Origin of the sequence: Kitasatospora sp. NPDC057940, from assembly GCF_042887425.1 — a bacterium.
GTDB lineage: Bacteria > Actinomycetota > Actinomycetes > Streptomycetales > Streptomycetaceae > Kitasatospora.
Map to the genome: position 1 here is coordinate 101,512 of NZ_JBHVPH010000018.1, position 24,322 is coordinate 125,833.

Consider the following 24,322-nt stretch of genomic DNA (forward strand, 5'->3'; position numbering starts at 1 on the left):
CCGGAGGCGCCCCGGGTGAGGGTGAAGGGAACCGTCGAGGAGGCGCCGATGACCGGTGGCACCACCAACGCGCCCGGACACCGGCGCCCCTGGTGGGCACGGCTCGCGCACGCGGTCCTGACCTACGTCGGCCGGGCCCCGGGCACCTACGTCTGGCTGGCGATCCTGCTCGCCACCACGCAGGTGATCCACCACGTCGACAGCGCGACCGCCGACCGGATCCTGGAACGGCGCTCGACCAACCTGCACCACCTCCAGGTCTCACCGGTGCGCGTGCTGATCACCAGCGCGCTGTGGATCGCGGGCGGCGGGTGGCTGAGCTACTTCCTGCTCTACAACCTCTTCCACGTGCCCGCCGAACGCTGGCTCGGCACCCTGCGCTGGATCTCGGTCGCGATGATCGCGCACGTCGGCGCGACCTACCTCAGCGAGGGCGTGCTCGGGTGGGCGATCCACCGCGGCATCGCCCCGCCGAGGGCCGTGTACACCCTCGACTACGGCGTCAGCTACGCGCTCGCCGGGGTGGTCGCGGTGCTCACCTATCTGATCGTGCGGCCCTGGCGGTACCTGTACGTGGCCGGTGTGCTGGTCTTCTACGGCCTCGGCGTCGTGCAGAGCCGGGACTACACCAGCATCGGCCACTTCAGCGCCGTGCTGATCGGCCTGGCCTGCTACCCGCTGACCCGGGACCGCCCGGGCTCCTGGGACCCGGTCGCCACGGGCCGGCTCGTCCGACGGCGGCTGCGCCGGCGTTGACGGTGGTGGCTGCTCCGTGGTGGCTGTGTCGTGGTGGTGGCGGCGGTGGCGGTGGCTGCGTCGTGGTGGTGGCGGCGTCGACGGATCAGCCGGTGCGCGGGGGGTCCGGATCGGGCGCGCCCAGGTAGACGTTCAGTGGGGGCCCCTGGGCCAGTACCGCCCCCGCCGTGACGGAGAAGGTGATGGCGGCACAGAGCGCGATCAGCCAGGACAGCAGTATCAGCACCAGCCCCAGCGAGCCGTACTGGGCCAGACTGCGGTTCAGCGCGCCCGGCATGTAGACCCGGGCGGTCAGTGACATCGCGGTGGCCGCGGCGGCCGTCAGCAGCGCGCCGGGCAGCAGCGGCAGCCAGCCGACCCGGGCGCTCAACAGCAGGTGGGTGGTCCACCACCAGACCACGAAGGACGCCGCGAAGGTGAGCGGCAGGCCCAGCCAGAAGCCGACGCCGAAGCCGTCCCGCAGCGAGCCCTGGAAGACCAGCACCATCAGCCAGGCCACGATCCACAGCAGCCACCGCCAGCCCGCCGCCCGGGTGCCGGCCTTCGGCAGTCGCCAGGCGTGCTCGCAGACCCGGGCCACCGCGCGGCTGCAACTGGTCGCCGACAGCAGTGCCATCAGCAGGCCGATGATTCCGGTGGTGCCTCGCAGGTCCCCGTTGCCGTACAGCGCCTGGCGCAGCTCCTGCTCCGAGGCGCCGGAGACGCCGAACAGCGCGCGGAGCGAGGCCACCAACTGGTCCCGCACATCGGCGGGGGCGAACGCGGCCACCGCGAACAGCAGCGGTACGGAGGTCAGGAAGATCTGGGAGGCCATCCGGGTGGCGGCGTCCAGCAGCCCGGGGGAGAGCAGCCGGGCCGTCAGCTCGGTGATCACCGGGAAGCGCCGCTCGGCATCGACCCGTGCCCGCTCCCACCGCCCGCGGCCCCGGGCCAGCCGCTCCCCCCAGCGGCCGGCGGCCTCCCTCACCGACCTCATCCCTCGGTCCTCCCGCAGCGGGGCAACGATCCGCCCCAGTCAAGGCCAGCCCGGCCCGCCTCGCCACCGGAGGTGTCCGTCCGGAGGTGGGTGGGCGGCGTCGGGCGTCGGGCGTCGGGTGCGGGGGATCGGGGCCGGGGCGCGGGCGAGGTGTGGTGTGGTGTGGTGTGGTGTGGCGTGGCGGGGTCGTGGGCCTACCGACGGGGCGGCGGGCTCGTGGGGCTCGGGGGGTTCCGCCCGATGAGCGCGTTGAGCACGTTGAGGGCCGCCTTCTTGCGCTGGGCCTTGCGCGACCAGACCGCCGGGCAGACGACCCCGAAGAAGAACAGCAGCACCACGACGAGGCTCGGGGCCGCCGAGATGAGCGCGATGGTGTTGTTGCTCTGGAACCCGGCTGCGACCGGGCCCGCGCCGGTCGCGGCGACGCCGGCCGGAGCGAGCCAGCGGGGGCCCGGTGCGGGCGGTGCGGTGCCCGTGACCTGGGCGCTTCCGCCCGACGCGGGAATCCCCGTACCCTCGTGCATGTAGTTCTCCGGGTGTTGATGGGGCTACGAGTGATGACGGCTTCCTGTTGGCGCAGGGAGCCGTCGCTCCGTTGTGGGGCGTACGGCTCGTACCGACAGTGGCTACGATGACAGAGCCGTGGAAGGCCGAAAAACCGCAGAAAACATCGCGGGACTTGGAAAAGTTGATGTTGGTCCAGGTCAGAGGCGCACCGGCACCATCCATGTGACCCGCATCACGCGAAACGGGAGAGGAACTGTGAGGAATATCACGGTGGGGATATGGCGCGCAGGCTCCCGCTGAGTGGAACGGGCCCGCTGGTCTCCTTCGCCCGCGAGCTCCGCGAACTCAAGGAACGCTCCCGGGGCACGGTCGAGACGGTCGTCGCGCGAGGCGCCTCGCGGACGGCGGTCTACGCCGCCCTGAACGGATCCCGCCTGCCGAGCGCCAAGAACCTGGACGCCATGGTCGAGGCGTGGGGCAGCGGCAGCGAGCTCGAACGGCGGCAGTGGCACGACCGGCGACGTTCCGCCGAGGAAGACCTCGCGGAGGCGGCCCGGCGGCAGGGCGCGGCGACGGCCGGCCGCACCCCCGAGGAGGAGGACTTCACCCGCGCGCTGCGCGGACTGTGGAGCAAGGTCGGCGACCCGTCGACCGAACGCGTGGCGCGCCACTGCGACCTGAGCGCGCGAACGCTCGACTCCTACCTGGACGGGCGGACCGTTCCGACGGAGTCGCGGCTTCGCGAACTCTTCGACGGGCTGTCCGCGCTGAGCCCCGATGACAGCGCCTGGCTGGCGGCCACCCGGGACACCTTCATCGGGGAGGTGCTCTTCCGCGCCCAGGCGGCGCGCCAGGAGGAGCGGGCGAGGGTCAGGGAACTGGCCACGGCCCTCCCGGAAGGGCAGGCGCCCGTCGAGTTCGGCCCGCTCCCCGACGGCATCGGGCCGGTGCCGGGCGTACGACTGGGCCAGGAGTTCGACAACCGCCGGACGCTTTCGCACGCCGGCGTGCACCGACCGCTCCAGGCCGGTATCTGCGGCCTGGGGGAACTCGGCGCCGAATCGATCGTGGTCTCCGGTGGGTACGAGGACGACGAGGATCTCGGTGATGTGATCCTCTACACCGGGGAGGGCGGGCGGAGCCCGCGGACGGGGCAGCCGGCCCGGAACCAGCAGTTGACGCGCGGCAACGCGGCCCTGGCGACGAGCGCGGCGACCGGGGCCCCGGTTCGCGTGGTCCGGGGAGTCACCACCGGGACCCGTTCCTTCTACCGCTACGACGGGCTCTTCCGGGTCGAGGACCTCTGGTCCGAGACCTCCTCCGGCGGTTTCCTCGTGTGGCGGTTCCGCCTGGTCGCCCTTCCCCCGGTCGAACAGGCTGCGGCAGTCGCCCGGGTATCGGATCGGGTGACGGCTCCGGTAGCGGCTACGGTGACCGATCGGGCGACGGATCGGCCGGCGGATCGGGGGACGGCTCCGACGGATGAGGACGGTCGGGAGGCGGGGCCGGTCCGGTCCGCGACGTCGGTCGAGCGCGTCGTCCGGAACACCGCGATCGCCACCCACGTGAAACGTGCGCACGACTACACCTGTCAGGTGTGCGGTGTTCGCATGGTGGTCCCGGGCGGCGCCTACGCCGAGGCCGCACACATCACGCCCCTGGGGAGACCGCACCACGGGTCGGACACCGTCGACAACGTTCTCTGCCTGTGTGCCAACCACCACGTGCTGTTCGACTTCGGCATGTTGATCGTCAACGACGACCTCACGGTGGTGAGCCGCGACGACAGCTCCGTGCTGGGCCGGCTGCGAGAGACGGCGGATCACGTCGTCGACCGGAAGCGCCTCGCGGAGCACCGGCTGCGGCACGGGGTCCCCCGGCACGAGGGCATGCGCTGACCCTGTCCGGGCCGGGCGGGAGCAGAACCGGTGGTACCGGCACAGCCGTTGCGGGCGGGGCGCCGGTCGTCCGGCGGTCGCGTGGATGCTGCCCCGTCTGCTCGTGGTGAGCGGGCGGGGCGGCGGATTCTGCCTGGGGGGGTGGGGATGGGGGGTTGCGCTACCGGCTGACAGCCTGGGCCAGGCAGAGGATGTTGCCCTCGCTGTCCTTGAACCAGGCGGCGCGCAGGTTGTCGCGTTCGGCGATGCCGTTGACGGTCGTCAGCCCGGGGAAGTCGTACTCCTCGAACGTGATGCCGCGCTCACGCAGGGCGGACATCGCGTCGTCGAGGTCGGCGACCTTGAAGCTGGCGAGGGTGTGGGCGGCCTGTCCGCCGCTGGGGGTGTGGTAGATCGTGAACTGGGTGCCGCCGCAGTCGCAGACCAGTTCCTCGTCGGTCTCCTCGGCGAGCTTGAGGCCGAGGGTGTCGGTGTAGAAACTCCTCGCGCGGGCGAGGTCGGCGGCGGGGATGACGGCCTGCAGTGGTGCGTCTCCAAGCATGGTGCTTCGCCTCCTCCTGCTTCCAGGCTAGGGACGTCGGCGGGCGGGCGCCCACGGGGGAGGGGCATGGGCGGCGATGGGCGGCGGTGGGGCGCGCCGGGCTGGAGTCGGGGCGGAGCCGGGGCGTGTGCGGGCGGTCGCGGAGGGTCCTGCAAGGTCGTTCGGGCTTTCACGGGTGGCGGCCACGTCCGGCAATCGGGTTGTCGCGTCCCGCCGCCCGGCCTCAGCCGCGCGGTGGCCAGTCGTGTGGCACCCGCTCCAGCACGCCGGCGCCGAACAGCTCGTACAGCGGCAGGGTCTCCAGGTGGACGTAGCCGATGTGGCAGTCGCAGACCGGCAACGGGCAGCCGCGCGCCCGCAGTTGGGTGCGGTAGGAGCCGTCGTACAGGTTGCCGAGGACGTCCCGGACGAAGTGGCAGCGGCGGACGGTGCCGTCGCCGTCCACGGAGAGCACGGACTCGCCGGTGCGGCAGGGGCGGTCGGCGCTGGGGTGGGCGTGCCGGCTGTAGCCGAAGTGCGGGTCGACGGCCGCCCAGTCTGCGGCCTCGGCGTCGGTGTAGGTGCGGCCCTCGGCGGCGTTGACCCAGAGGTAGACGCCTGCGTCGAGCTCGGCGCGCAGCCGGCGGGCCTCGGCCAGGTGCTCGGGCTGGCCGACCACGCCGACGCTGTAGCGCACGCCCATGGCGTCCAGCTCCCGGCACTTGGCGAGGAAACGCTCCCGGGTGACCTGGCCGGGGTGGTACGTCACCCAGAGCGCGAGGGTGTCGGGATCGGCCTCGGCGAGCCAGTCGGTCCGGCAGCTGAGGTTGGTCTGGATCGCCACCCGGCGTACGTGCGGGAGCCGACTCAGCTCGACCAGCGCCCGTCGGTACCAGGACCGCACCAGGCCCTCGCCCCAGGGCGTGAACAGCAGGGCGAGGGTGTCACCACTGCCCGCCCGGTCGGCCGCCCAGCCGGTGAACCGCTCCAAGGCCGCGCGGTCGGCGCGCAGTTGATCGGGTGTGTCGCGGCGCTTGGCGAACGGACAGTAGGGGCAGTCGTAGTCGCAGGAGGCGAGCGGGCCACGGTAGAGCAGGGTGAGGTCGCGCCCACCGTCGGCCGCGTCGGTCGGTGCGCTCTCGGGGCTCGGTGCGGGCGGTGCGCCCGGTGTGCGCGGTGCGGGCGGGGTGGTGGACGGCAGGCCGAGGAAGGTCATTTCGCCTCGTACGCCGTCATCAGGGCCCGGACCTCGGGCGAGAACAGCATCGGCCCGGCCGCGTCCGAGTGCGCCAGGCCCTCCGGGCTGAGCACCAGGCGGTCCTGGACATCGGCGAGCCAGCCGCGCGCGGTGAACTCGGCCAGCTCCGCCGGGAAGTCGGCGGCCGGTGTGCTGCCGAAGCGGGCCCGGTAGTCGGCCAGCGGCATGCCCTCGGCCTGGAGCAGGGACTGCACCAGGTGCCGTCGGCGTGGTTCCTCGCCGCTCATCCGGTGCCCCACCTCGGTGTGGTGGAAGTCCTCGGTGGCGACGAAGTCGTCGATGATTCCGCGCACCTCGGTGGCGTTCACCGCGTAGTCGAAGGAGTAGTGCAGCCGCGAGGTGTAGGAGCGGGCGCCGCAGCCCAGGCCGACCATGCCGTCCGTCTGGCAGGCGTACTCGCTCGCCCCGGCCTGTGGGGAAGCGGCACGGCGGAACATCCGCATCGACACCTGTTCGTAGCCCTGGGCCAGCAGGTGGTCGCGGCCGGTGCGGTAGAGCGCGAGCCGGCGGGTGTCCCAGGCGGAGTGGCTCTCCTGCTCGCCGCGCCGGGCCAGGCCGGTGAGCGGGCGCACGTAGAGCGGGTAGAGGTACAGCTCCTCGGGCTGCCAGGCGAGCGCGGCGTCCAGCGACTGCAGCCAACTGGCCTCGGACTGGCCGTCGATGCCGTAGATGAGGTCGATGTTGAGCACCGGGAACCCGGCGGCACGGATCCGGTCGAGGGCCGCCTCCACCTCGGCCCGCTTCTGCGGGCGCACGGCGGAGCGGGCCTCGGCGTCGACGAAGGACTGTATGCCGAGGCTCAGCCGGGTGGTGCCCCGGGCGGCCAGGACCTCCAGCCGGTCGGCGGTCGCGGTGGCGGGGGAGGCCTCCACCGAGAGCGGTATCGCCCGCAGGTCGGCGCCCATCCGCCGCTCGGCGATGTCGCACAGCCGCTCCAGCTCGCGGGCCGTCAGATAGGTGGGTGTGCCGCCGCCGAAGGCGGCCAGCGCGAAGCGCGCGCCCTCGTCCAGCGCGGTGCGGACGGCCACCGCCTGGCGCTCCAGGGCGTCCAGGTACGCGGTGGTCAGGCCCTCGGGGCTGCCGATCCTGGTGAACAGGTTGCAGAAGCCGCAGCGGACCTCGCAGAACGGGATGTGCAGGTAGAGCGAGAGCGCGTCCTGCGCCTCGCCGGCCCACAGCTCGCGCAGCCCCGGGCGCTCGGGCAGCGGGCGGTAGGCGGTCTTGTGCGGGTAGGCGTAGACGTAGGACTGGTAGGGCGAGTCGGGGCGCGGGGGTGTGGTGGTCATGCGCGCTCCTCGGTGGCGGCGGTGGCGGTGGTGGGGACGGCAGCGGTGGCAGGGCTGGCTGCGACGGCTGCGGGGGCGGCATCGGGGACGGCTGCGGGGATGGTGAAGTGGGCGTACGGGACGGTCCAGACCACCTCGTGGCCGATCCGGTGCCCGGTGTAGCCGTCCTCGCCGTACGCCGTGCCGTGGTCCGAGCAGACGATCGCGAAGCAGGGGCGGCGGGAGCTCATCGCCGCGAAGAGCCGGCCGATGTGGGCGTCCACGTACTCCAGGGCGGCGGCGTGGCTGGCCCGGGAGTCGCCGTGCTCACGGGTGGCGCCGGGCAGGTGGAACCAGTTGGGCTGGTGCAGTGCCGAGACGTTCAGGAACAGGAACAGCGGTTGCCCGGCGGGTTGTTCGGCGGCGACCCGCTCCGCCCGGGCGACCTGCTCCTCGAAGGACGTCGGGGACGGCACGCCCATCCCGGGATCCCAGTGGCTCTCCTGGAACAGGCCGGGCAGCACCGAGCCGAGCGGGCCCTGCTTGTTGAAGAAGCCCACGCCGCCGATGCAGACCGTCCGGTACCCGGCGGCGGCGAGGGCGGTCGGCAGATCCGGTGCGTCGAACACCCAGGTGCGCGGGGCGGTGCTCTCGGAGCCGGCGAAGCGGGCCGCGAACAGGCGCGGGTGGGGGCCGCCGGGGGAGGCCGGGGTGGGCAGGAAACCGGCCAGGATCGCCTGGTGGGAGGCGTAGGTGAAGCTGCCGGGCGCGTGCCGGCGCTCCCAGCGGCCGCCGGGGAGGAAGGCGGCGAGGTGCGGGATGCGGCCTGCGGCGGCCAGTTCCTCGGCGACATCGAAGCGGAGCGTGTCGAGCGTGACGAGCAGCAGGTCGTGCGTGCCGACGACCGTGTTCATGTCGGGGGCCGGAGCGGGAGCCTGGGTGTGGGGGGAGGTCTGGTGGTTCATCGGGAGGGTTCCGTGATCTGGTGGTCCGTCGGGGTGGGGAGGGGCGTTCCGGTGGTGCGGCCGGTGGCCCCGGTGAGGGCGGCGAGCTGGGCGCCGTAGGTGTCGAGGCCCTCGGCGGGGCCGCCGGGCAGGCCGGTGAGGTTGGGGAGCAGGTCGCCGAAGGCGTTGACCTCGCCGACCAGGGCGCGCCGCCAGCCTGCCGTGGGCAGGACGTCGACCCCGACCATCAACGAGCCGGGGAAGCAGGCCGCCGCGCGCTCGGCCGTCTCCAGCAGGGCCGGCCATGCGGGCCCGGCGGCTTCCCGGGCCAGGTCGAGGCTGCCCCGGGCGCCGCCGAGGTGCAGGTTGGTCATCGGTTGCGCGCTCGTGCGCACCACCGCGTGGGTGGCCCGGCCGGCGACCACCACCACGCGCAGGTCGGCCGAGCGGCCGGACTGCGCGGCCTTCGGGATCCACTGCTCGACGTGCAGCCCGTCCGGTGCCAGCCGGTCGATGATCTCGGCCACCTCCCGCTCGCCGCGGTACTGGCGGACCCGCAGCGAGTTGTGCAGCAGCCCGTCGGCCAGCTCGACCGAAGTGGTGGCCAGGACCTGCCCGCGCGGCCCGAACTGCAGGGCCGTCACCCCGGAGGCGGAGGAGCCGTGCGCGGGCTTGACGAAGACCCGGCGCAGGCCGGCCGTGGCCAGCCGCCCGCGCAACTGCTCCCAGCCGGTGACCTCGCCGCCCAGCGCCCGGGGTACCGGCACCCCGGCGGCGGCGAGGAGCGCGTGTGCCCGCCGTTTGTCGAACATCACGGCGATCTCCTCCGGATCGCCCAGCAGCCGTACGCCGGGGCGCCCGGCCAGCTCGCGCAGCGCGGCCGTCACCCCCGCGTACCAGGCTGCCGTGCCCTCGACCCGGGTCGGTGCGTAGGACGGGCCGAGCGCCGGGCCGCGCAGCATTTCGTCGACCAGGGCCTCCTCGCCGGGCGACTCGATCCGCAGCAGGCCGTCCTCGGGCAGCCGGTAGTCGCCGCGCAGCACGTCCAGCCAGGGCAGGACGGCGGGCTCGGGCAGCCCGGCGGCCCGGGCGGCGGCGGCGAACAGCGTCACCCGCCGGTGCCCGGGATTGCCCAGGACGGTCAGCCGCGGTGTCATCGTGCCGTCACCCGCCTACTCGGCGACCGCGACGTAGCGGTCCCCGTCGTCCTCGTCCTCCTCGGGGTCCTCGGCCTCGGAGAGGTCGAGCGCGACCCCGGGCAGGGCCTCGGTGAGGCGCTGCTGCAGCTCCTCGCTGACGTAGTGGTGGTGCAGGTCGAGGGCACGCAGGTGGGTGAGCGGCTGGCCCTCCAGCAGGGCGGCGACGCCGTCGTCGGAGAGCACGCCCATGGACAGGTCGAGCGACTCCAGCCGGGCCACCACGGGCGCGTGCGCGACGGCCGAGGCGATCTCGTCCTGGAACTCGCTGTTGGCCAGCCCGAGGTGGCGCAGGCTCGGGAGGCGGGTGCCGTCCAGGAAGGGCCCGAGGTCGTCGATCGTGGCGTCACCGCCGTACTCGTCCACGCCGAGCCAGAGCGTCAGGCGCTCCAGCGCCGGCAGCTCGGAAGCCGCCACCGCCCGCACCACCCGGGCCGGCAGGCCGCCGGCCTCGAAGCGCAGCGCGGCCAGCCGGTCGTGCCGCACCGGCTGGAGGCTCAGGCCCGTGCCGCCGCGGACGGTCAGCTCGGTCAGCCCGGGGAAGGCCGTCAGCAGCGGGGTGACGTCGCCCATCTCCATCCAGGAGATCTCGCACTCGTCGTAGGTCACGTCCCCGAGGAAGAGCGCCTCCAGGGCGGGCAGGCGTTCCGCCTCCGCGGCGACGGCGGCGACGGTGGCGGCCACGGAGACGTAGTCGCCGCGCCACCAGGGGCCGATCACCAGGGCGCGGACTCCGGCAGGGTCGACGGTGTCGAGGAAGGCCTGCCAGAGCTGCGCGAAGTCGATCTTCGCGTCGTAGTCCAGGGCGAGCCGCCAGGCGACCGGGCCGACGGCGGGCGGCGTGCGGGTGCCGTCGTCGGGGGTGAAGTCGCGGATCGGCAGGTCGTGGAAGCGGTCGGGGTGGCGGGAGACGGTCATGTCGGTTCCAGACGGATGGGCGTGGTGGGCTGGTCGGTGCGGCGGTGCGGCGGTGCGGCGGTGCGGCGGCGTCGGGCGCGCGCGGTCGGTGACGGCTACTCGGCCACGGCGACGTAGCGCCACCGGTCGTCGGGCTTTCCGGCCTCGGAGAGGTCGAGCTCGACGCCCGGCAGGGCCTCGGTGAGGCGCTGCTGCACCTCCCCGGTGAGGAAGTGGTGGTGCAGGTCGAGGGCGCGCAGGTGGGTGAGGGGCTGGCCCTCCAGCAGGGCGGTGGCGCCCTGGTCGGTCAGCACGCCCATGGCGAGGCTGAGCGACTCCAGCCGGGCCACCACCGGCGCGTGCGCCACGGCGGCCGCGATGGCGTCCTCGAACTCGCTGTTCTGCAGGCCCAGATGGCGCACTGCGGGGAAGCGCGTGCCGTCCAGGAAGGGGGCGAGGTCGTTCAGCGTGGCGTCGCCACCGTAGTTGTCGACGCCGAGCCAGAGTTCGAGCCGCTCCAGGACGGGGAAGTCGCAGCCGGCCACCGCCCGCACCACCGAGGCCGGCAGGCCGCCGGCCTCGAAGCGCAGCGCTCGCAGCGCCTCGTGGCGCACGGGTGTCAGCTTCAAGTCGTTGCCGCCGCGCACCACCAACTCGGTCAGCTCGGGGTAGGCCGTCAGCAGCGGGGTGACGTCGCACATCTCCAACCAGGAGATCTCGCTCTCCTCGTACGTGACGTCGCCGACGAAGAGCCCTCGCAGCGCGGGCAGCCGGCCCGCCGCCTCGACGATCGCGGCCAGGGCGGCGTCGAGTTGCTCCGGCTCGTCGGAGAACCACGGGCCGATCACCACGGCTGTCACGCGCTCGGTGTCGACCGTGTCGAGGAACTGCCGCCAGCGCTTGGTGAAGGCCTCCTCGGAGTCGTAGTGCAGGCCGATACGCCAGGCGGCCGCCGCCGGCTCCGGCAGGGTCATGGCTGCCGCGTCGCCGGCGTCGGCGGCCTCGTCCAGGGCCTGGACGAAGTCGAAGACCGGGAGACCGTGGAACTGCTCGATGTGGTGGTTGACGGTCATGCGCTGCTCCTCAGGGGTCGGGGCCGAACACGTGTCTACCAGTCGGGTCCGACAATCCGGTGGCCGGGTGGCGGGCCGGGCGCGTTGTCAGACCCTTGGTCTACGTTCTGGTCGTGGCTCCGGAACGTGACCGCGAACAGCGCGGCGGAGCCCGGGATTCCGGAAGTCGCCGGAATCCGGTCGTACGGCGAGGGAGGACTGATGTACCGCCAGGGCGATGTGCTGATCGTGCCGGTCGAGGAGGGCGCCGTGCCGCCCAGGGTGGCCGCGCTGGCCGTCCAGCCCCGGGACGGCCGGGGCCGGATGGTGCTGGCCCTCGGGGAGGTCACCGGCCACGCGCACGCCGTGGTCGGTCCCGGGGAACTGCGCCGGGAGGCCGGTCCGTTCGGCGCGGGCTGGCTGCACCTGCCCGAGGGCGGCCGGGTGGTGCACGAGGAGCATGCGGCGATACCGCTGCCGAAGAGCTGGTACCGGGTGGTGCGCCAGCGCGAGTACACCCCGGGCGCAGTGCGGGTGGTCGCGGACTGACGCGGGGCCCGACGAGCGGGCCGACGGCTGACGGACCGGCAGCCGGGCGGGTGGCCCGGCGTCGGGCGACGGCAGGCGGCGCGTGCACGGGTGGGCGGGCGCGGCGTGCAACGCGGAATGTGCAGCGTGGTACGCGCAGTGTCGAACGGAACGGAAGCAGGCGGCCGGGCGGGGAGCCCGGCCGGGAACGGAGCAGACGATGGAGACGACGATTCCCGACCGCCCGGCGGGCGCGGTGACGGCCGGGCCCGCCGAGGTGACGGCCCGCTGGCGGGCCGCTGCGGCGGCCACCGGGCCGGCCGACCGCTCGGCGGCCGAGCACGCGGTCCGGGCCGCCTACCGGGCGGCCGGGCTGCCCGAGCCCACGGCCGTCCGCTGGTTCGGCTCGCCGTTCGCCGCCGCCGAGGCGGCGTTGCAGCTGCGGGCCGCCGGCGCGGTGAGCGTGCGCGAGGCCGTGCGCACCGGGCCCTGGGAGCAGGCCCGGCGGCGGGCCGTCGAGGAGGTCGGCGCGGCCGGGTGGGCGGCGCACTGGGCACTCACCGGCGGCGAGCTCGGCCCGGTCACCACCCCGCTCGCCGATCGCATCCGCACGGCGGTCCTCGACCGGCTCGCCCCCGAGGCCGACCGTGAGGAGGCCTCGGACGACGAGGCCGCCGCCGCCCGCGCCCGGCGCACCACCGTCCGGCTCGCCCTGCTCGACGCCGTGCGCGGCCAGCACGACGCTCCCTGGTTCGCCGCCTTCGAGGCCGCCTCCACCGCGGCCGGGGGCAGCGCCGAGGCCGTCGCGCCGCTCGCCGGGGTGGCCCGCGAGGCCGGCTGGTGGTGGCCGTACCAGGACGTCGTGCTGGTCAGCGAGCGCCCCGTCGCGCTGCACCGCGACGAGGCCGGGCGCCTCGACCGGGCGGACGGCCCCGCCCTGGAGTACGCCGACGGTTTCGCCCTGCACGCCTGGCGCGGCATGCCCGTGCCCGCCGAGTTCCTGGCCGGGCTGGCCGACGTCACCGTCGAGCGGATCCGCACCGAGGAGAACGCCGAACTGCGCCGCGTCCTGCTGGAGCACTACGGCTACGAGCGCTACCTGGCCGACTCCGGCGCCGAGCCCATCCACCGCGACGAGACCGGGGTGCTCTGGCGGATCACCCTGCCCGACGACGAACCGGTGGTCATGGTCGAGGTCGTCAACTCGACCGCCGAGCCCGACGGCACCTTCCGCACCTACTGGTTGCGCGTCCCGCCGAGCACCCGCACCGCCCGCGCCGGGGTCGCCTGGACCTTCGGCATACCCGAGTCCGAGTACCACCCGCAGCGCGAGACCTGACCGGCCCGGCCCCCGGCACAGGCCGCTGAGCCGCGAATCCCGGCCGGCCGCGCTCGACGCCGCCCTCGGCGGGCTGCGGGACAGGTCAGCGTGAGGCCGGTCCGACGTCGCGGACCCAGACGGGGAAGGGAGGCATGGCATCGGGCGCGGTCTGGTCCGACGGGTTGGTCCCGGCTGGCCGTCGGTCGCTCAGGAAGCCCTCGACGACCGGAGCGAGGTCGTCGGAGGGCAGGTAGCTGCCGCCGAACGGAAGTTCGTCGACGGCCACCGAGCCGGTGGAGCAGCGGAGTTGGTCGGCCTGTTCGTCGTGCCACACGTAGAAGGTCGCCACCCCGGCGAAGCCCAGCGCATGGATACGGAGCCGGATGGCCTGAGCGGTCCGTTCGAAGGCGGCGACCACCTCGGTCACGGACAGGGACCACCTGTCCTCGTCCTCCGCGCTCAGGTACCAGGTGTTGGTCCGCCACTCGACCCGCCGGTCGCTCGGCTCCAGTATCAGCGGTTCGTCCGCTATTTCGGCGATCCATGTCAACAGCACCCCGGAATTGTCCCGGCCGGTGCGGATCGTGCAGTCGTCGGGGCCGGCCGGGATCAGGGGGCGAGGGTGGTGAGCCGGGACTGGGTGAGGGCCCAGGAGGTGGAGCGATGGATGGCGGTCTGCGAGGCGACCCGGAGGGTGAAGCGGTTAGCCGGGCAGGCGGGCCACCGGGATGATGCCGGTATGCGCACCTTCGAAGAGCTGATCGCCGAGGCCGAGGCGGTGTCCGTGGACGGCTGGGACTTCTCCTGGCTCTCCGGCCGCGCCACCGAGGAACGGCCGTCCTGGGGCTACCAGCGGTTGCTGGCCGAGCGGCTGGGCCGGGCCTCGGCGGCCTTGGACATCCAGACGGGCGGCGGCGAGGTGCTGGCCGGCGCGGCCCGGCTCGCCGCTGCGAAGCCCGTCACAGGACAGCCTGTCGCAGGACAGTCCGCCCCCGGCATGCCCGCCCCCGGCATGCCCGCCCCCGGCATGCCCGCCGCCGCGCAGCGCGGAGCGCTTCCGGCCACCATGGCGGCCACCGAGTCCTGGCCGCCGAACGTCGCGCGCGCCACCGGCCTGCTGCACCCGCTGGGCGTGGTGGTGGTCGCGGACCAGGACGAGCCGCCGCTGCCGTTCGGCGACGGGGCCTTCGACCTGGTCACCAGCCGTCATCCGGTGAAGGCCTGGTGGTCGGAGATCGCCCGGGTGCTGCGGCCCGGCGGCACCTACTGCGCCCAGCACGTGGGGCCGGCGTCCGGCTTCGAACTGGTCGAGTACTTCCTCGGCCCGCAGCCCGAGGCACGCCGGGCCCGCCGCCCGGAGGACGAGCGCGCCGCCGCGCGGGACGCCGGGCTGGAGGTGGAGGACCTGCGCTCCGAGCGGCTCCGGATGGAGTTCCTCGACATCGGCGCGGTGGTGTACTTCCTGCGCAAGGTGATCTGGATGGTCCCGGGCTTCACCGTGGCGGCCCACCGGGACCGGCTGCGCGAACTGGACGCCCTGATCCGGGCGGAGGGGCCGTTCGTCGCCCACTCCGCGCGCTTCCTGATCGAGGCGCGCAAGCCGTAGGACGGTTCAGGCCCGGCTGACGGCACCGTCACGCGACGACGTCACGCGACGACGTCACACGGCGCCGCTCACGCCAGGGCGACCAGGTCCAGGTAGGAGTCGTGCCACAGGTCCTCGTCGCCGTCCGGGAGGAGCAGGACGCGGTCGGGCCGCAGGGCCTCGATGGCACCCGGGTCGTGGGTGACCATCACGATCGCGCCCGGGTAGGTGCCGACCGCCGCCAGCACCTCCGCCCGGGAGGCCGGGTCGAGGTTGTTGGTGGGCTCGTCGAGCAGCAGGACGTTGGCGCCGGAGTGGACCAGGCCGGCCAGCGCCAGCCGGGTCTTCTCACCGCCGGAGAGGACCCCGGCCGACTTGTCGGCGTCGTCGCCGCGGAACAGGAACGCGCCGAGGACGTGCCGCAGCTCGCCGTCGCTCAGGTGGGGCGCGGCCTGGGCGAGGTTGTCGCGGACGCTGCGCGCCGGGTCGAGGGTGTCGTGCTCCTGCGCGAAGTAGCCGAGCCGCAGGCCCGGGCCGGGCACCACCCGCCCGGTGTCGGGGCTCTCGTGGCCGGCCAGGATGCGCAGCAGCGTGGTCTTGCCGGCGCCGTTCAGGCCGAGCACGACCATCCGGCTGCCCCGGTCGACGGCCAGGTCGAGGCCGGTGAGCACCGGGCGGCCGGCGTAGGCCTTGGCGAGGCTGATCGCGCCGAGCGGCATCCGGCCGCAGGGGGCGGGTTCGGGCAGCCGGATCCGGGCCGTCCGTTCGGCCTGCCGGGCGGGTTCGAGGTCGGCGAGCATCCGGTCGGCGCGGCGGGCCATGCTGCGGGCGCTGGTGGCGGTGGCGACGTTGGCCCGCATCCGGTCGGCCTGGGCGTGCAGGGCGGCGGCCTTGCGTTCGGCGTTGGCCCGCTCCCGGGTGCGGCGGCGTTCGTCGGCGGCGCGCTGGTCGAGGTAGGCCCGCCAGCCGGTGTTGTGGACGTCGATCGCGGCGCGCTGCGGGTCGAGGTGGAAGACCCGGTTGACGGTGTCGGCGAGCAGGCCGAGGTCGTGGCTGATCAGGACCAGCCCGCCCTGGTGGGCCGCGAGGAAGCCGCGCAGCCAGGCGACGGAGTCGGCGTCGAGGTGGTTGGTGGGTTCGTCGAGCAGCAGGGTGCCGTGGTCGGCGAAGAGGATCCGGGCCAGCTCGACCCGGCGGCGCTGGCCGCCGGAGAGGGTGCCGACCGGGGTGTCCATGACCCGGGCGGGCAGTCCGAGGCCGGCCGCGACGCGGGCGGCCTCGGCCTCGGCCGCGTAGCCGCCCCGGGACTGGAACTCGGCCTCGGCGCGGGTGTAGGCGTCCATGGCCCGGCGCTGGTCCTGCGGTCCGTCGGCCTGCGCCATCGCCTCCTCGGCGGCGCGCAGCGCGCGGACGGCGGTGGCCAGGCCGCGGGCGGACAGGATGCGGTCGGTGACGGTGGCGGACGGGTCGGCGGCGCGGGAGTCCTGCGGGAGGTAGCCGACGGGGCCGGTGCGGGTGACCGTCCCGGCGGCGGGCGGCAGTTGTCCGGCGAGGGTGGCGAGCAGGGTCGTCTTGCCGGCGCCGTTGCGGCCGACCAGGCCGATCCGGTCGCCGGGGGCGATGTGGACGGTGATGTCGGACAGCAGCAGGCGGGCGCCGACGCGCAGGTCGACACCACGGGTGGTGATCATGGGATAACGCTCCGAAACAGCGAACGGACACACGGGTGGTGTGGAGGCGGTCCGTCGGCTAGGAAATTCGGGGCGTAGACATGCGGCCCAGGGTAGCGGGGCGGGTGGAGCGTCCGCATCCGAATTACCGGGGGGAGCGCACTGCGCCCGCGCGGGTTTCGGCCAGTGGGGCGGGTGTTGGCTCGTGGGGCCCCCTTGTCGGGGCGCGGGCCCCGCGCTTCCATGACCCGCATGGGTCGACGTGAGCTCGTTCTCCTGACTGATCACAGTTCGACCGAAGGAAGCCGGGACGTCCTCGTCGCCGCCGCCAGGGCCCTCACCGGCCGGGCGCCCGTGCTGTTCGACGCCCGGCACTTCATGACCGGCGGGGGCGGCCGGATCCGCCCCGACGGCGAGGGCGGGCTGCGCCTGGAGGTGGACGGCCGCAGCGTGGCGGCCGACGCCGTCGTGGTCTACGAGATCCCGCCGCACCGGCGCCGCGACTTCGCGCCCTTCCAGCGGCTGCTGGGCGCGCACGGCGCCCGCTCGCTCGGCACCGATGTGCAGGCCTGGCGGTCGGCCACCGAGAAGGACCTCACGGTGGCCCGCTTCACCCGCGACGGCGTCGCGCACATGCCGACCGTCTCGCTGTCCCGGCCGAGCCCGCGGGCCGCCGCCGAGGCCTTCGACCGGCTCGGCGGCGACGTCTGGGCCCGGCCCTGCGTCGGGATGGGCGGCGACGACGTCTTCCACGTCACCACCCACGCCCAACTCGCCTCCGCCGCACGGCACTACGAGCGCGACGGGGCGGACTGGCTGATCGCCCGGGACGCCCGCAACTTCACCCCGGACGGCCGCCGCCACCAGTACCGGGTGGTGGTGCTCGACGGCCGGGTGGTCCGGGTCGTCGAACACGTGCAGGCGGATCCGGATGCCCCCTGCAACGAGAGCCGCGGCGCCGTCTCCGCCCCGCTCGCCACCGCCGAACTGCCCCGGGGGCTCGCGGACCTGGCGATCCGCGCGGTCGCCTGCCTCGGCCTGCCGCTGGCCGGTGTCGACCTCGCCGCCGAGAGCGGCGGCGTGGTCTTCGAGGTCAACGTCCACCCGGCGTTCGGCCGCGGCGCCCTGGAGCAGGTCGCCGTGCCGTACGTGGCCGCGCACCTGGACCCCGTCTGACGGTTCCGGCCGGGCGCGCGGCGGGCCGGGCGCGCCCCTGGTCGGCAGCGGTCGCGGAGCAGGTCGGTTCTCCTCACCCGAGGGCGCCCCCGGCTGGTCAGCTCCGCAGGATGGCGGCGAGGAGCGACGGGCGGAACAGCAGCGTCGGCGGGGAGACCAGCGACATCACCTCGTGGAACGCGGCGGTGACCGCCGGGTCGCGGGCGGCGCCGGCCAGCACCTTGTCGAGGAAGCGGTGCTGGAGTGCGAGCAGGGCGCCGGAGGGGCCGCCGGTGGTGGCGGCGAAGCGGACGTCCTCGGTGCAGGACATCACCCACGGGTTCTTGGAGACGGCCGCGATCGCGCGCCGGGCGTCCCGGGCCGTGGCGTGGCCGATGCCGCCGTGGCGCAGGGCGGTGCGGCGCAGCTCCCGGGCGCAGAACAGGGCGACGGTGACGCCCTGCCCGTACACCGGGTTGAAGGTGCTGGCGGCGTCGCCGACCACCACCAGGCCGTCCGGGGCGCTGCGTTCGTAGTGCCGCCGGATGCCGGGGCCGGGCACGAAGCCGCGCACCTCGCCGGCCGGCTCGGCCTGCTGGAGCGCCTCGCGGATGCTCGGGTCGCGCAGCCGGGCCAGCTGCTGGGTGAACCCGGCTTCGCCGGGCTCGGGTTCGGCCCCGCGCATGCCGGCGACGCTGACGATCCAGCGGTCGCCCTCGACCGGCAGCAGCACCCCCAGGTGGGGCGCGTCGGGTGCCTTGGTCTGCAGGTAGATCGCCTTGTGGCCGATGTCGACGCCGGCCGGGCGGTGGAACAGCCGGGAGGAGTACGCGACGCCCGCGTCCACCCGCTCCTCGGGCACCGGCGGGTGGCCCAGCTCCGCCAGCCAGTCCGGCACCGAGGTCGCGCGGCCGGCCGCGTCCACCACCAACTCGGCCGGTATCTCCCGGACTTCGCCGCGCTCGGGCCCGCGGTCGCGGACCTTGACGCCGGTCACCGCGCGGGCCGACCCGAGCAGGCCGACCACGTCGGCGCCCTCCAGGAACTCGATCGTGGGATCGGCGCGGACCCGGTCCAGCACCGCCTTGTCCAGCACCGGCCGGGTGCAGGAGAGGAAGGCGAGCTGCGCCGGGTACTGCGCCATCCACCCCGCCGAGCTGAGCCACTTCAGATCGCCCGAGACGGCGACCCGCACCGCGCCCGCCTCCGTGAGCTCCTTCTTGATGCCGGGCATCATCTCCTCCAGCGCCCGGTGCCCGGCCTCCAGCACCAGGTGCGCGTGCCGGCCCTGCGGCACCCCGGCCCGGAACGTGGGCTCCGCCGGGTAGCGGTCCCGCTCCACCACCACGATCCGCTCGGCGAACCCGCGCAGGGCCCAGGCCGCCACCGTGCCGGCCAGCCCGCCGCCGATCACCACCGCCGTGCCCCGCCCGGGGGGCGTCTGTGAAGAAGTCATGACACGTAGCGTAGTCGGACGGTGCCAGTCCTGTAGCCGTATCGACGGGATGAACGGGCAGGGTGCGGGCGGCCGTTGGTGCCCGAACGCGCCGGGCGCACGACCGGCCCGGAATGCTGCCGCGCGGGCCCCCGGGGGCGGGCGGTGGGAGGCACCCGGGAGCGGGTACTACACTCGGCGGGAGTTGTGCAGGCCCCCCTTTCGGTGCGCGGGCGCGCGGAGCCGAGGAGGTGAGAGCCGTGGAGTGCAGTAGTCCGGGTCGAAGTCGGCCCCGCCCCCGGTTGTCCCGCACCATTCGCGGCCCCCGGCGTTCCTCCTCCCGTACGGCTCCCGCGCGGCGCTGACCTCGTCACTGGACGAGGTGCCGCCGGTCGCGCCGTGCGCGTGGTGGCCGGCCGGGCGCCTCCGGCCCGCCGTCCCCGGACGGTGGCCGGGCACCCACCGTGGAGGTATCCGCCATGTCCGACTGGCGTGTGCGCGCCGTGCGCGCGAGCAAGCGTCCGTTCTCCCGCCCCGCCGGGGGCGCCGGCCCCGCCGACGCGCAGCCGGCGCCGGAGCACTCGATGGATCCGCGGCCCGACCAGCCCGTCGAGCCGGTCACCCTGGAGCGCTCCGTGGTGGACGCGGCGGTCTACCGGGACGGGCGGCGGATCGACGCACCGGCGAACCTCGCCGACATCTACCGCGAACTGCCCGACCGGCCCGGCGCGATGGCCTGGATCGGCCTGTACCGCCCGGCCGAGGCGCAGCTGCTGGAGGCGGCGGACCGGTTCAACCTGCACGAACTGGCCGTCGAGGACGCCATCGTCGCCCACCAGCGGCCGAAGCTGGAGCGCTACGGCGACACGCTGTTCGTGGTGCTGCGCGCCGCGCGCTACCTGGACGAGGCGGAGGAGGTCGACTTCGGCGAGATCCACCTCTTCGTGGGCCCCGACTTCGTGCTCACCGTCCGCCACTCCCAGGCGCCGGACCTCTCCGCGGTGCGCCGCCGCCTGGAGACGGATCCGGACCTGCTCGCGCTCGGCCCGGAGGCGGTGCTGTACGCGGTGCTGGACGCCGTGGTGGACGGCTACGCGCCGGTGATCGCCGGGCTCCAGCACGACATCGACGAGATCGAGACGGAGGTGTTCGGCGGCGACCCGCAGGTCTCCCGGCGCATCTACGAGCTGTCCCGCGAGGTGATCGAGCTCCAGCGGGCCACCCGGCCGCTGCTGGAGATCATGAGGAGCCTGGAGGCGGGCTTCGGCAAGTACGGCACCGACGACGAGCTGCAGCGCTACCTGCGCGACGTCGCCGACCACGCCACCTACGCCGCCGAGCGGGTGGACGGCTTCCGGCAGATGCTGCAGAACATCCTGACCGTGAACGCGACGCTGGTCTCGCAGCGGCAGAACGAGGAGATGAAGCAGCTCGCCGAGGCCGGGCACGTGCAGAACGACGAGATCAAGAAGATCTCCTCCTGGGCGGCGATCCTCTTCGCGCCGACGCTGATCGGCACCGTCTACGGGATGAACTTCGAGATCATGCCGGAGCTCAAGTGGGCGTTCGGCTACCCGTTCGCGATCGGGCTGATGGCGCTGGTCTGCACCGGGCTGTACGTGGTCTTCAAGCGCCGCAACTGGCTCTGACGGCGGGGCGCGGCGCCCCGACCGGCTCCGCCGTGCCGCCGCAAGCCGGCGCGGCCCCGCGCGGGCAGCACTGACCGGCCGCCGCAACCGGCGCCGACCGCACGGCTGTTCGCCCGGCGTCAGGGATTCGTCAGGGCGGCGGCGCGGCGCTTGCCCCGGTCCGCGCCCGCCGGTTGGATGAGGAGCATGAACCGCCCGGCACGCCACCACGACCGCCCGCCGCATCCGCGGCCGCCGGTCCGCGTCGCCGCGGCCGCCATCGCCGTGCGCTGATCCGAGCCTCCCCGCCGGAGGGCACGGCACGTGCCGCGCCCCGCCCCGTCGCCCGATCGGCGCGGGGTGCGGGCGGGCGCGCGAGTTCCGCATCTCATCAGGTCTTTTGAGCCCGCACCCCGGCCCGGACAGGGCCGGCGGTGCCCCGCACCCTGGGAACGGTCATGTCCGAATCCGCCCTGTCCGCTCGTACCGCCCTCGTCACCGGCGCCTCCTCCGGCATCGGCTGGGAGACCGCCCGGCTGCTCGCCGGGCTGGGCGCCACCGTGCTGGTGCACGCCCGGACCACCCCGGAGGCCGAGGCGGCCGTCGCCCGGCTGGTCGACGCTGGCGCCCGCCGGGACCAACTCGTCGAGCTGGCCGCCGACTTCACCCGCCTCTCGGAGGTCGCGGCGCTGGCCGGCACGGTCGTCAAGCACTACCCGGCGCTGGACCTGCTGGTCAACAACGCCGCCGCGATGGCGCCCGAGCGCTGCACGCTGACCGACGACGGCAACGAGGTCTCGCTGCAGGTCAACTTCCTGGCCGCGCACCTGCTGGCCAGGCTGCTGCGGGCGCCGCTCTCGGCGTCCGGCGACGCCCGGATCGTCAACGTCTCGTCCTCGCTGCACCGGACGGCGTCGATGAACTGGTCGGACCCGCACCGGGTGAAGAGGTACTCGCGGGTGGCCGCGTACGCGCAGTCGCAGCTCGCGCTCACCATGGCGACCGCCGACATGGCCCCGGCCGGCTCCGGCATCACCGCCGTCAGCCTCAACCCGGGCCTGTGCGACACGGCGCTGCTGCCGCTGTACGGGCGGGCCGGCGCGCCGGCGGCGGAGGGCGCGGCGGCCGTCGTCCGGCTCTGCCTGCCGGACGTCGCGGTCGCCAACGGCGCCTACTACGACGGCGGTTCGGTGGCACCGGTGGCGCAGGCCGCCCAGGAGGAGCGCTCGCTGAAGCGCCTGGTCAAGCTGGCGGACCAGTTGGTCGGCCAGGCCGCCTGAAGCCCTTCCCCGGAATCGGAGAGCACACGATGTCCAAGCGCGCCCGCAAGAAGAGGGCCCGGCGGAAGAACACGGCGAACCGCGGCCGCCGGGCCGGGCAGGGCTGACCCGCCCACCACCGCAGGCTGGCACCCGCCGCCACCACCCATCACCACTCACCACCGCCGAGAACCGCCGAGAACCGCTGAGGACCACCGCGAACCGGCGGACACCGCCGGGCGCCGGAGACGCTCGCTAAGGATGCGTCAAGAACGGCGCCCGGCGGCGTCAAGGAGCCGTCAGGGGGCGGCTTCCCGCAGGTGGCGCGGCACTAGCGTCGCCCGGCGGAGAGAAACGGTTCTGCTCCGGTTTCAGCAGGAAACCCCGGCGGACCGTGCGACGGGGGAGAGGAACGTGCGGCCATGACCACCTCGGCAGCGGGCACGACGGCCACGACGGGGGAGACGGCCCCGGGGACGGAAGCCGATCCGGCGGGGGAACGAACCCCAGCCAGGGCCCCGGCCCCGGCCGCCCCGACGTCCCGCCCGAGCGCCCTGGCCCGGCTCCGGCACGGCGCGCGGACGGTCGGCGGCCGCGCCTACTGGACCACCCCGCGCCTGGTCCGCGGCCTCACCGCGCTCAGCCTGGCCGCCCTGATCGGCCTCGGCGCGGCCGCCACCACCGTCCTCGGCGGGGCCCGCGACGGCACCGACACCATCGGCCACCGGGCCGCCCCGCAGGCCACCCGCGCCGCCGACCTCTACTTCGCGCTCAGCGACATGGACGCCCAGGCCGCCAACCTGCTGCTGGTCGGCGCCGACCCCGACTACACGACGCTGCGCAAGCAGACCCTCGACACCTACGAGCAGCGCCGCGCCCAGGCCGACGGCGACCTCCAGCAGGCCGCCCAGGCCGCGGCCGCCGACCCGGCCGGCCAGCGCGCCGTCCAGCAGGTGCTCGGCCGGCTCGGCAGCTACGAGGCCCTGGTGGCCCGCGCCCAGCTGCTGGAGGAGCAGGCCAAGGCCCTGGCCGGCCAACCCTCGCCCGCCGCCCTGGACGCCTACCGCCAGGCCACCGACCTGCTGCGCCAGCAACTGCTGCCCGCCGCCGACCAGGTCACCGCCGCCAACGAGGCCACCGTCGAGCAGGTCTACACCGAGCGCCGCGACGCCCTCGGCAACGGCTGGTGGTGGCTGCTCGCGGTCGGCCTGTTCGCGCTCGCCGCGCTGCTCGGGCTCCAGCGCGTCCTGGCGGTGCGCTACCACCGCGTCGTCAACCCGGCGCTGACCGCGGTCACGCTGCTCACCGGCGTCGTGCTGGCGATCGGCCTGCACCTGGTCAGCCGCGCCGACGACCACCTGGTGACCGCCAAGAGCAACGCCTACGACTCGGTGATCGCGCTCAGCCGCGCCCGTGCCGTCGCCTTCGACCTGAACGCCGACGAGAGCCGCTACCTCACCGACCCGTCCCGCGCGGCCGCCTACGAGCAGAGCTTCCTCGACAAGACCCAGACGATCGCCCGCCTGGACGGCGCCACCCTCGCCGACTACAACGTCCAACTGGCGGCCGCCGCCGACCGGCACCGCGCCGACCACGCGGTAGTCCCCTTCGGCGGCTACCTCGGCACCGAACTGCACAACATCACCTTCCCCGGCGAGCAGGACGCCGCCGAGCGGGTGCTGGCCGCCTTCCAGCAGTACCAGCAGGACGACCGGAAGATCCGCGCGCTGCGCGACGAGGGCCGGCTCAAGGAGGCGGTGACGCTCAACACCGGCCTCTCCCAGGGGCAGTCGAACTACGACTTCGACCAACTGAGCACGGCCATCGGGGACACCATCGCGGTCAACGCCAGGGCGATGGACTCGGCGGTCGCCGCGACCGACGGCGACCTCGACGCCGGCACGGCGGCCCTGGCCGCAGGGGCGCTGGCGGTGGCGCTCGCCCTCACCGCGCTGGGCGTCCGGCCGCGCCTGCGCGAGTACCGGTAGCCGCAGCCACCGGGCCCGCCCCGGGCTGGCGGCGGCCAAGCCCCGGCGGGCTCCGGTGCGCCGGCCTCAGCCGGCGGCGAGCCGGTCGTACTCGGCGTCCGGGTCCAGCTGGCGCCGGTACTCGGCGTGCAGCCGGACGTCGCCGTCCGGGCCGGCCAGGCGGGCGAGCGGGCCCCGGACGCCCGGGAGCGGCCGGGCGCGCGGCCACTGCTGGGCGAGTACGGCGAGCGGGGTGCCGTCGCCGGTGCGCAGGATCCAGCCGGCGCGGCCGCCGCCGATCAGGGGCAGGTACGGCCGGGGGAGTCCGAGGGCGGCGAGCGCCTCCGGCAGGTCGAGGCCGTCGGGGAGGGCGAGCGCGGTGGCGTGCGGGGCGTCGGCGTCGTCGCCGGCCGCGACGCTGTCCCGGGTGAGGTGGATGCGCATGGCCGGACAGCATAGGGCGCGCCGACGCGCCCGCGCGCCCGTGCACCGGTGTGCCGGTTTG

General features: G+C 74.6%; 22 protein-coding genes. 9 read left to right on the top strand and 13 right to left on the bottom strand.

Annotated elements, in window-relative coordinates; genetic code table 11:
• Window positions 1–48: 48 nt before the first annotated feature.
• The gene (locus ACFVTF_RS25255; protein ID WP_371522343.1) at window positions 49–756 is read left to right on the top strand and encodes a rhomboid-like protein; all 708 of its coding nucleotides are present in this window, start codon (window positions 49–51) and stop codon (window positions 754–756) included.
• Between the two features lie 85 nt (window positions 757–841).
• Here the strand turns inward: ACFVTF_RS25255 and ACFVTF_RS25260 are convergent, their stop codons facing one another.
• On the bottom strand, window positions 842–1,732 hold the full coding sequence (locus ACFVTF_RS25260) for a YhjD/YihY/BrkB family envelope integrity protein (RefSeq protein WP_387816698.1): 891 nt from the start codon (window positions 1,730–1,732) through the stop codon (window positions 842–844).
• A gap of 194 nt (window positions 1,733–1,926) precedes the next feature.
• Window positions 1,927–2,256: a hypothetical protein gene (locus ACFVTF_RS25265; protein ID WP_387816700.1), complete on the bottom strand. Its 330-nt coding sequence runs from the start codon at window positions 2,254–2,256 to the stop codon at window positions 1,927–1,929.
• Window positions 2,257–2,517: 261 nt separating this feature from the next.
• On the opposite strand from ACFVTF_RS25265, the gene ACFVTF_RS25270 reads away from it, so the two are divergent.
• Complete coding sequence (locus ACFVTF_RS25270) at window positions 2,518–4,137, top strand: YDG/SRA domain-containing protein (RefSeq protein ID WP_387816702.1); 1,620 nt, start codon at window positions 2,518–2,520, stop codon at window positions 4,135–4,137.
• A gap of 160 nt (window positions 4,138–4,297) precedes the next feature.
• On the opposite strand, the gene ACFVTF_RS25275 is transcribed toward ACFVTF_RS25270, so the two are convergent.
• The 7 genes from ACFVTF_RS25275 to ACFVTF_RS25305 all read right to left on the bottom strand — a co-directional run bounded on the left by ACFVTF_RS25275 (window position 4,298) and on the right by ACFVTF_RS25305 (window position 11,290).
• On the bottom strand, window positions 4,298–4,678 hold the full coding sequence (locus ACFVTF_RS25275) for a VOC family protein (protein ID WP_387816703.1): 381 nt from the start codon (window positions 4,676–4,678) through the stop codon (window positions 4,298–4,300).
• 223 nt (window positions 4,679–4,901) lie between these two features.
• Window positions 4,902–5,873 (bottom strand): STM4011 family radical SAM protein, encoded by a 972-nt coding sequence (locus tag ACFVTF_RS25280; RefSeq protein ID WP_387816705.1) that lies wholly within the window; start codon window positions 5,871–5,873, stop codon window positions 4,902–4,904.
• Window positions 5,870–7,201, bottom strand: coding sequence for an STM4012 family radical SAM protein (locus ACFVTF_RS25285; RefSeq protein ID WP_387816707.1), 1,332 nt, complete (start codon window positions 7,199–7,201; stop codon window positions 5,870–5,872). Before ACFVTF_RS25285 ends, ACFVTF_RS25280 begins: the two co-directional genes overlap by 4 nt.
• Entirely contained in the window at window positions 7,198–8,094 is an 897-nt protein-coding gene (locus tag ACFVTF_RS25290) for an STM4013/SEN3800 family hydrolase (protein WP_387816798.1), read from the bottom strand. Before ACFVTF_RS25290 ends, ACFVTF_RS25285 begins: the two co-directional genes overlap by 4 nt.
• Before the next feature lie 47 nt (window positions 8,095–8,141).
• Complete coding sequence (locus ACFVTF_RS25295) at window positions 8,142–9,281, bottom strand: STM4014 family protein (protein WP_387816709.1); 1,140 nt, start codon at window positions 9,279–9,281, stop codon at window positions 8,142–8,144.
• A 15-nt stretch (window positions 9,282–9,296) separates the two neighbouring features.
• A complete protein-coding gene (locus tag ACFVTF_RS25300; protein WP_387816711.1) occupies window positions 9,297–10,238 on the bottom strand; it encodes an STM4015 family protein in 942 nt (313 codons plus the stop codon).
• A gap of 95 nt (window positions 10,239–10,333) precedes the next feature.
• Window positions 10,334–11,290: an STM4015 family protein gene (locus ACFVTF_RS25305; protein ID WP_387816712.1), complete on the bottom strand. Its 957-nt coding sequence runs from the start codon at window positions 11,288–11,290 to the stop codon at window positions 10,334–10,336.
• A 201-nt stretch (window positions 11,291–11,491) separates the two neighbouring features.
• Between ACFVTF_RS25305 and ACFVTF_RS25310 the strand changes: the two genes are divergently transcribed.
• Both ACFVTF_RS25310 and ACFVTF_RS25315 read left to right on the top strand, forming a co-directional pair.
• Complete coding sequence (locus tag ACFVTF_RS25310; protein WP_063350717.1) at window positions 11,492–11,818, top strand: hypothetical protein; 327 nt, start codon at window positions 11,492–11,494, stop codon at window positions 11,816–11,818.
• 199 nt (window positions 11,819–12,017) lie between these two features.
• The gene (locus tag ACFVTF_RS25315) at window positions 12,018–13,136 is read left to right on the top strand and encodes a DUF6745 domain-containing protein (protein ID WP_387816714.1); all 1,119 of its coding nucleotides are present in this window, start codon (window positions 12,018–12,020) and stop codon (window positions 13,134–13,136) included.
• An 85-nt stretch (window positions 13,137–13,221) separates the two neighbouring features.
• On the opposite strand, the gene ACFVTF_RS25320 is transcribed toward ACFVTF_RS25315, so the two are convergent.
• Window positions 13,222–13,674, bottom strand: coding sequence for a hypothetical protein (locus ACFVTF_RS25320; RefSeq protein ID WP_387816716.1), 453 nt, complete (start codon window positions 13,672–13,674; stop codon window positions 13,222–13,224).
• 183 nt (window positions 13,675–13,857) lie between these two features.
• On the opposite strand from ACFVTF_RS25320, the gene ACFVTF_RS25325 reads away from it, so the two are divergent.
• Entirely contained in the window at window positions 13,858–14,724 is an 867-nt protein-coding gene (locus ACFVTF_RS25325; protein WP_387816718.1) for a methyltransferase domain-containing protein, read from the top strand.
• Between the two features lie 68 nt (window positions 14,725–14,792).
• Here ACFVTF_RS25325 and ACFVTF_RS25330 read toward each other — a convergent pair whose 3' ends face one another.
• The gene (locus ACFVTF_RS25330) at window positions 14,793–16,394 is read right to left on the bottom strand and encodes an ABC-F family ATP-binding cassette domain-containing protein (RefSeq protein ID WP_387816719.1); all 1,602 of its coding nucleotides are present in this window, start codon (window positions 16,392–16,394) and stop codon (window positions 14,793–14,795) included.
• A 231-nt stretch (window positions 16,395–16,625) separates the two neighbouring features.
• Here ACFVTF_RS25330 and ACFVTF_RS25335 point away from each other — a divergent pair, with 231 nt between their 5' ends.
• The gene (locus tag ACFVTF_RS25335; protein WP_387816720.1) at window positions 16,626–17,549 is read left to right on the top strand and encodes a RimK family alpha-L-glutamate ligase; all 924 of its coding nucleotides are present in this window, start codon (window positions 16,626–16,628) and stop codon (window positions 17,547–17,549) included.
• Window positions 17,550–17,646: 97 nt separating this feature from the next.
• Here ACFVTF_RS25335 and ACFVTF_RS25340 read toward each other — a convergent pair whose 3' ends face one another.
• On the bottom strand, window positions 17,647–18,984 hold the full coding sequence (locus ACFVTF_RS25340; protein ID WP_387816722.1) for an FAD-dependent monooxygenase: 1,338 nt from the start codon (window positions 18,982–18,984) through the stop codon (window positions 17,647–17,649).
• 458 nt (window positions 18,985–19,442) lie between these two features.
• Here ACFVTF_RS25340 and ACFVTF_RS25345 point away from each other — a divergent pair, with 458 nt between their 5' ends.
• The 3 genes from ACFVTF_RS25345 (at window position 19,443) to ACFVTF_RS25355 (ending at window position 23,838) form a co-directional block, all read left to right on the top strand.
• Window positions 19,443–20,612 (top strand): magnesium and cobalt transport protein CorA, encoded by a 1,170-nt coding sequence (locus tag ACFVTF_RS25345; RefSeq protein ID WP_387816723.1) that lies wholly within the window; start codon window positions 19,443–19,445, stop codon window positions 20,610–20,612.
• 437 nt (window positions 20,613–21,049) lie between these two features.
• Complete coding sequence (locus ACFVTF_RS25350) at window positions 21,050–21,871, top strand: SDR family NAD(P)-dependent oxidoreductase (protein ID WP_387816725.1); 822 nt, start codon at window positions 21,050–21,052, stop codon at window positions 21,869–21,871.
• A 401-nt stretch (window positions 21,872–22,272) separates the two neighbouring features.
• Window positions 22,273–23,838 (top strand): hypothetical protein, encoded by a 1,566-nt coding sequence (locus tag ACFVTF_RS25355; RefSeq protein ID WP_387816727.1) that lies wholly within the window; start codon window positions 22,273–22,275, stop codon window positions 23,836–23,838.
• A 66-nt stretch (window positions 23,839–23,904) separates the two neighbouring features.
• Here ACFVTF_RS25355 and ACFVTF_RS25360 read toward each other — a convergent pair whose 3' ends face one another.
• Window positions 23,905–24,261, bottom strand: a complete 357-nt coding sequence (locus ACFVTF_RS25360; protein WP_371522376.1) for a hypothetical protein — start codon at window positions 24,259–24,261, stop codon at window positions 23,905–23,907.
• Window positions 24,262–24,322: the final 61 nt, after the last annotated feature.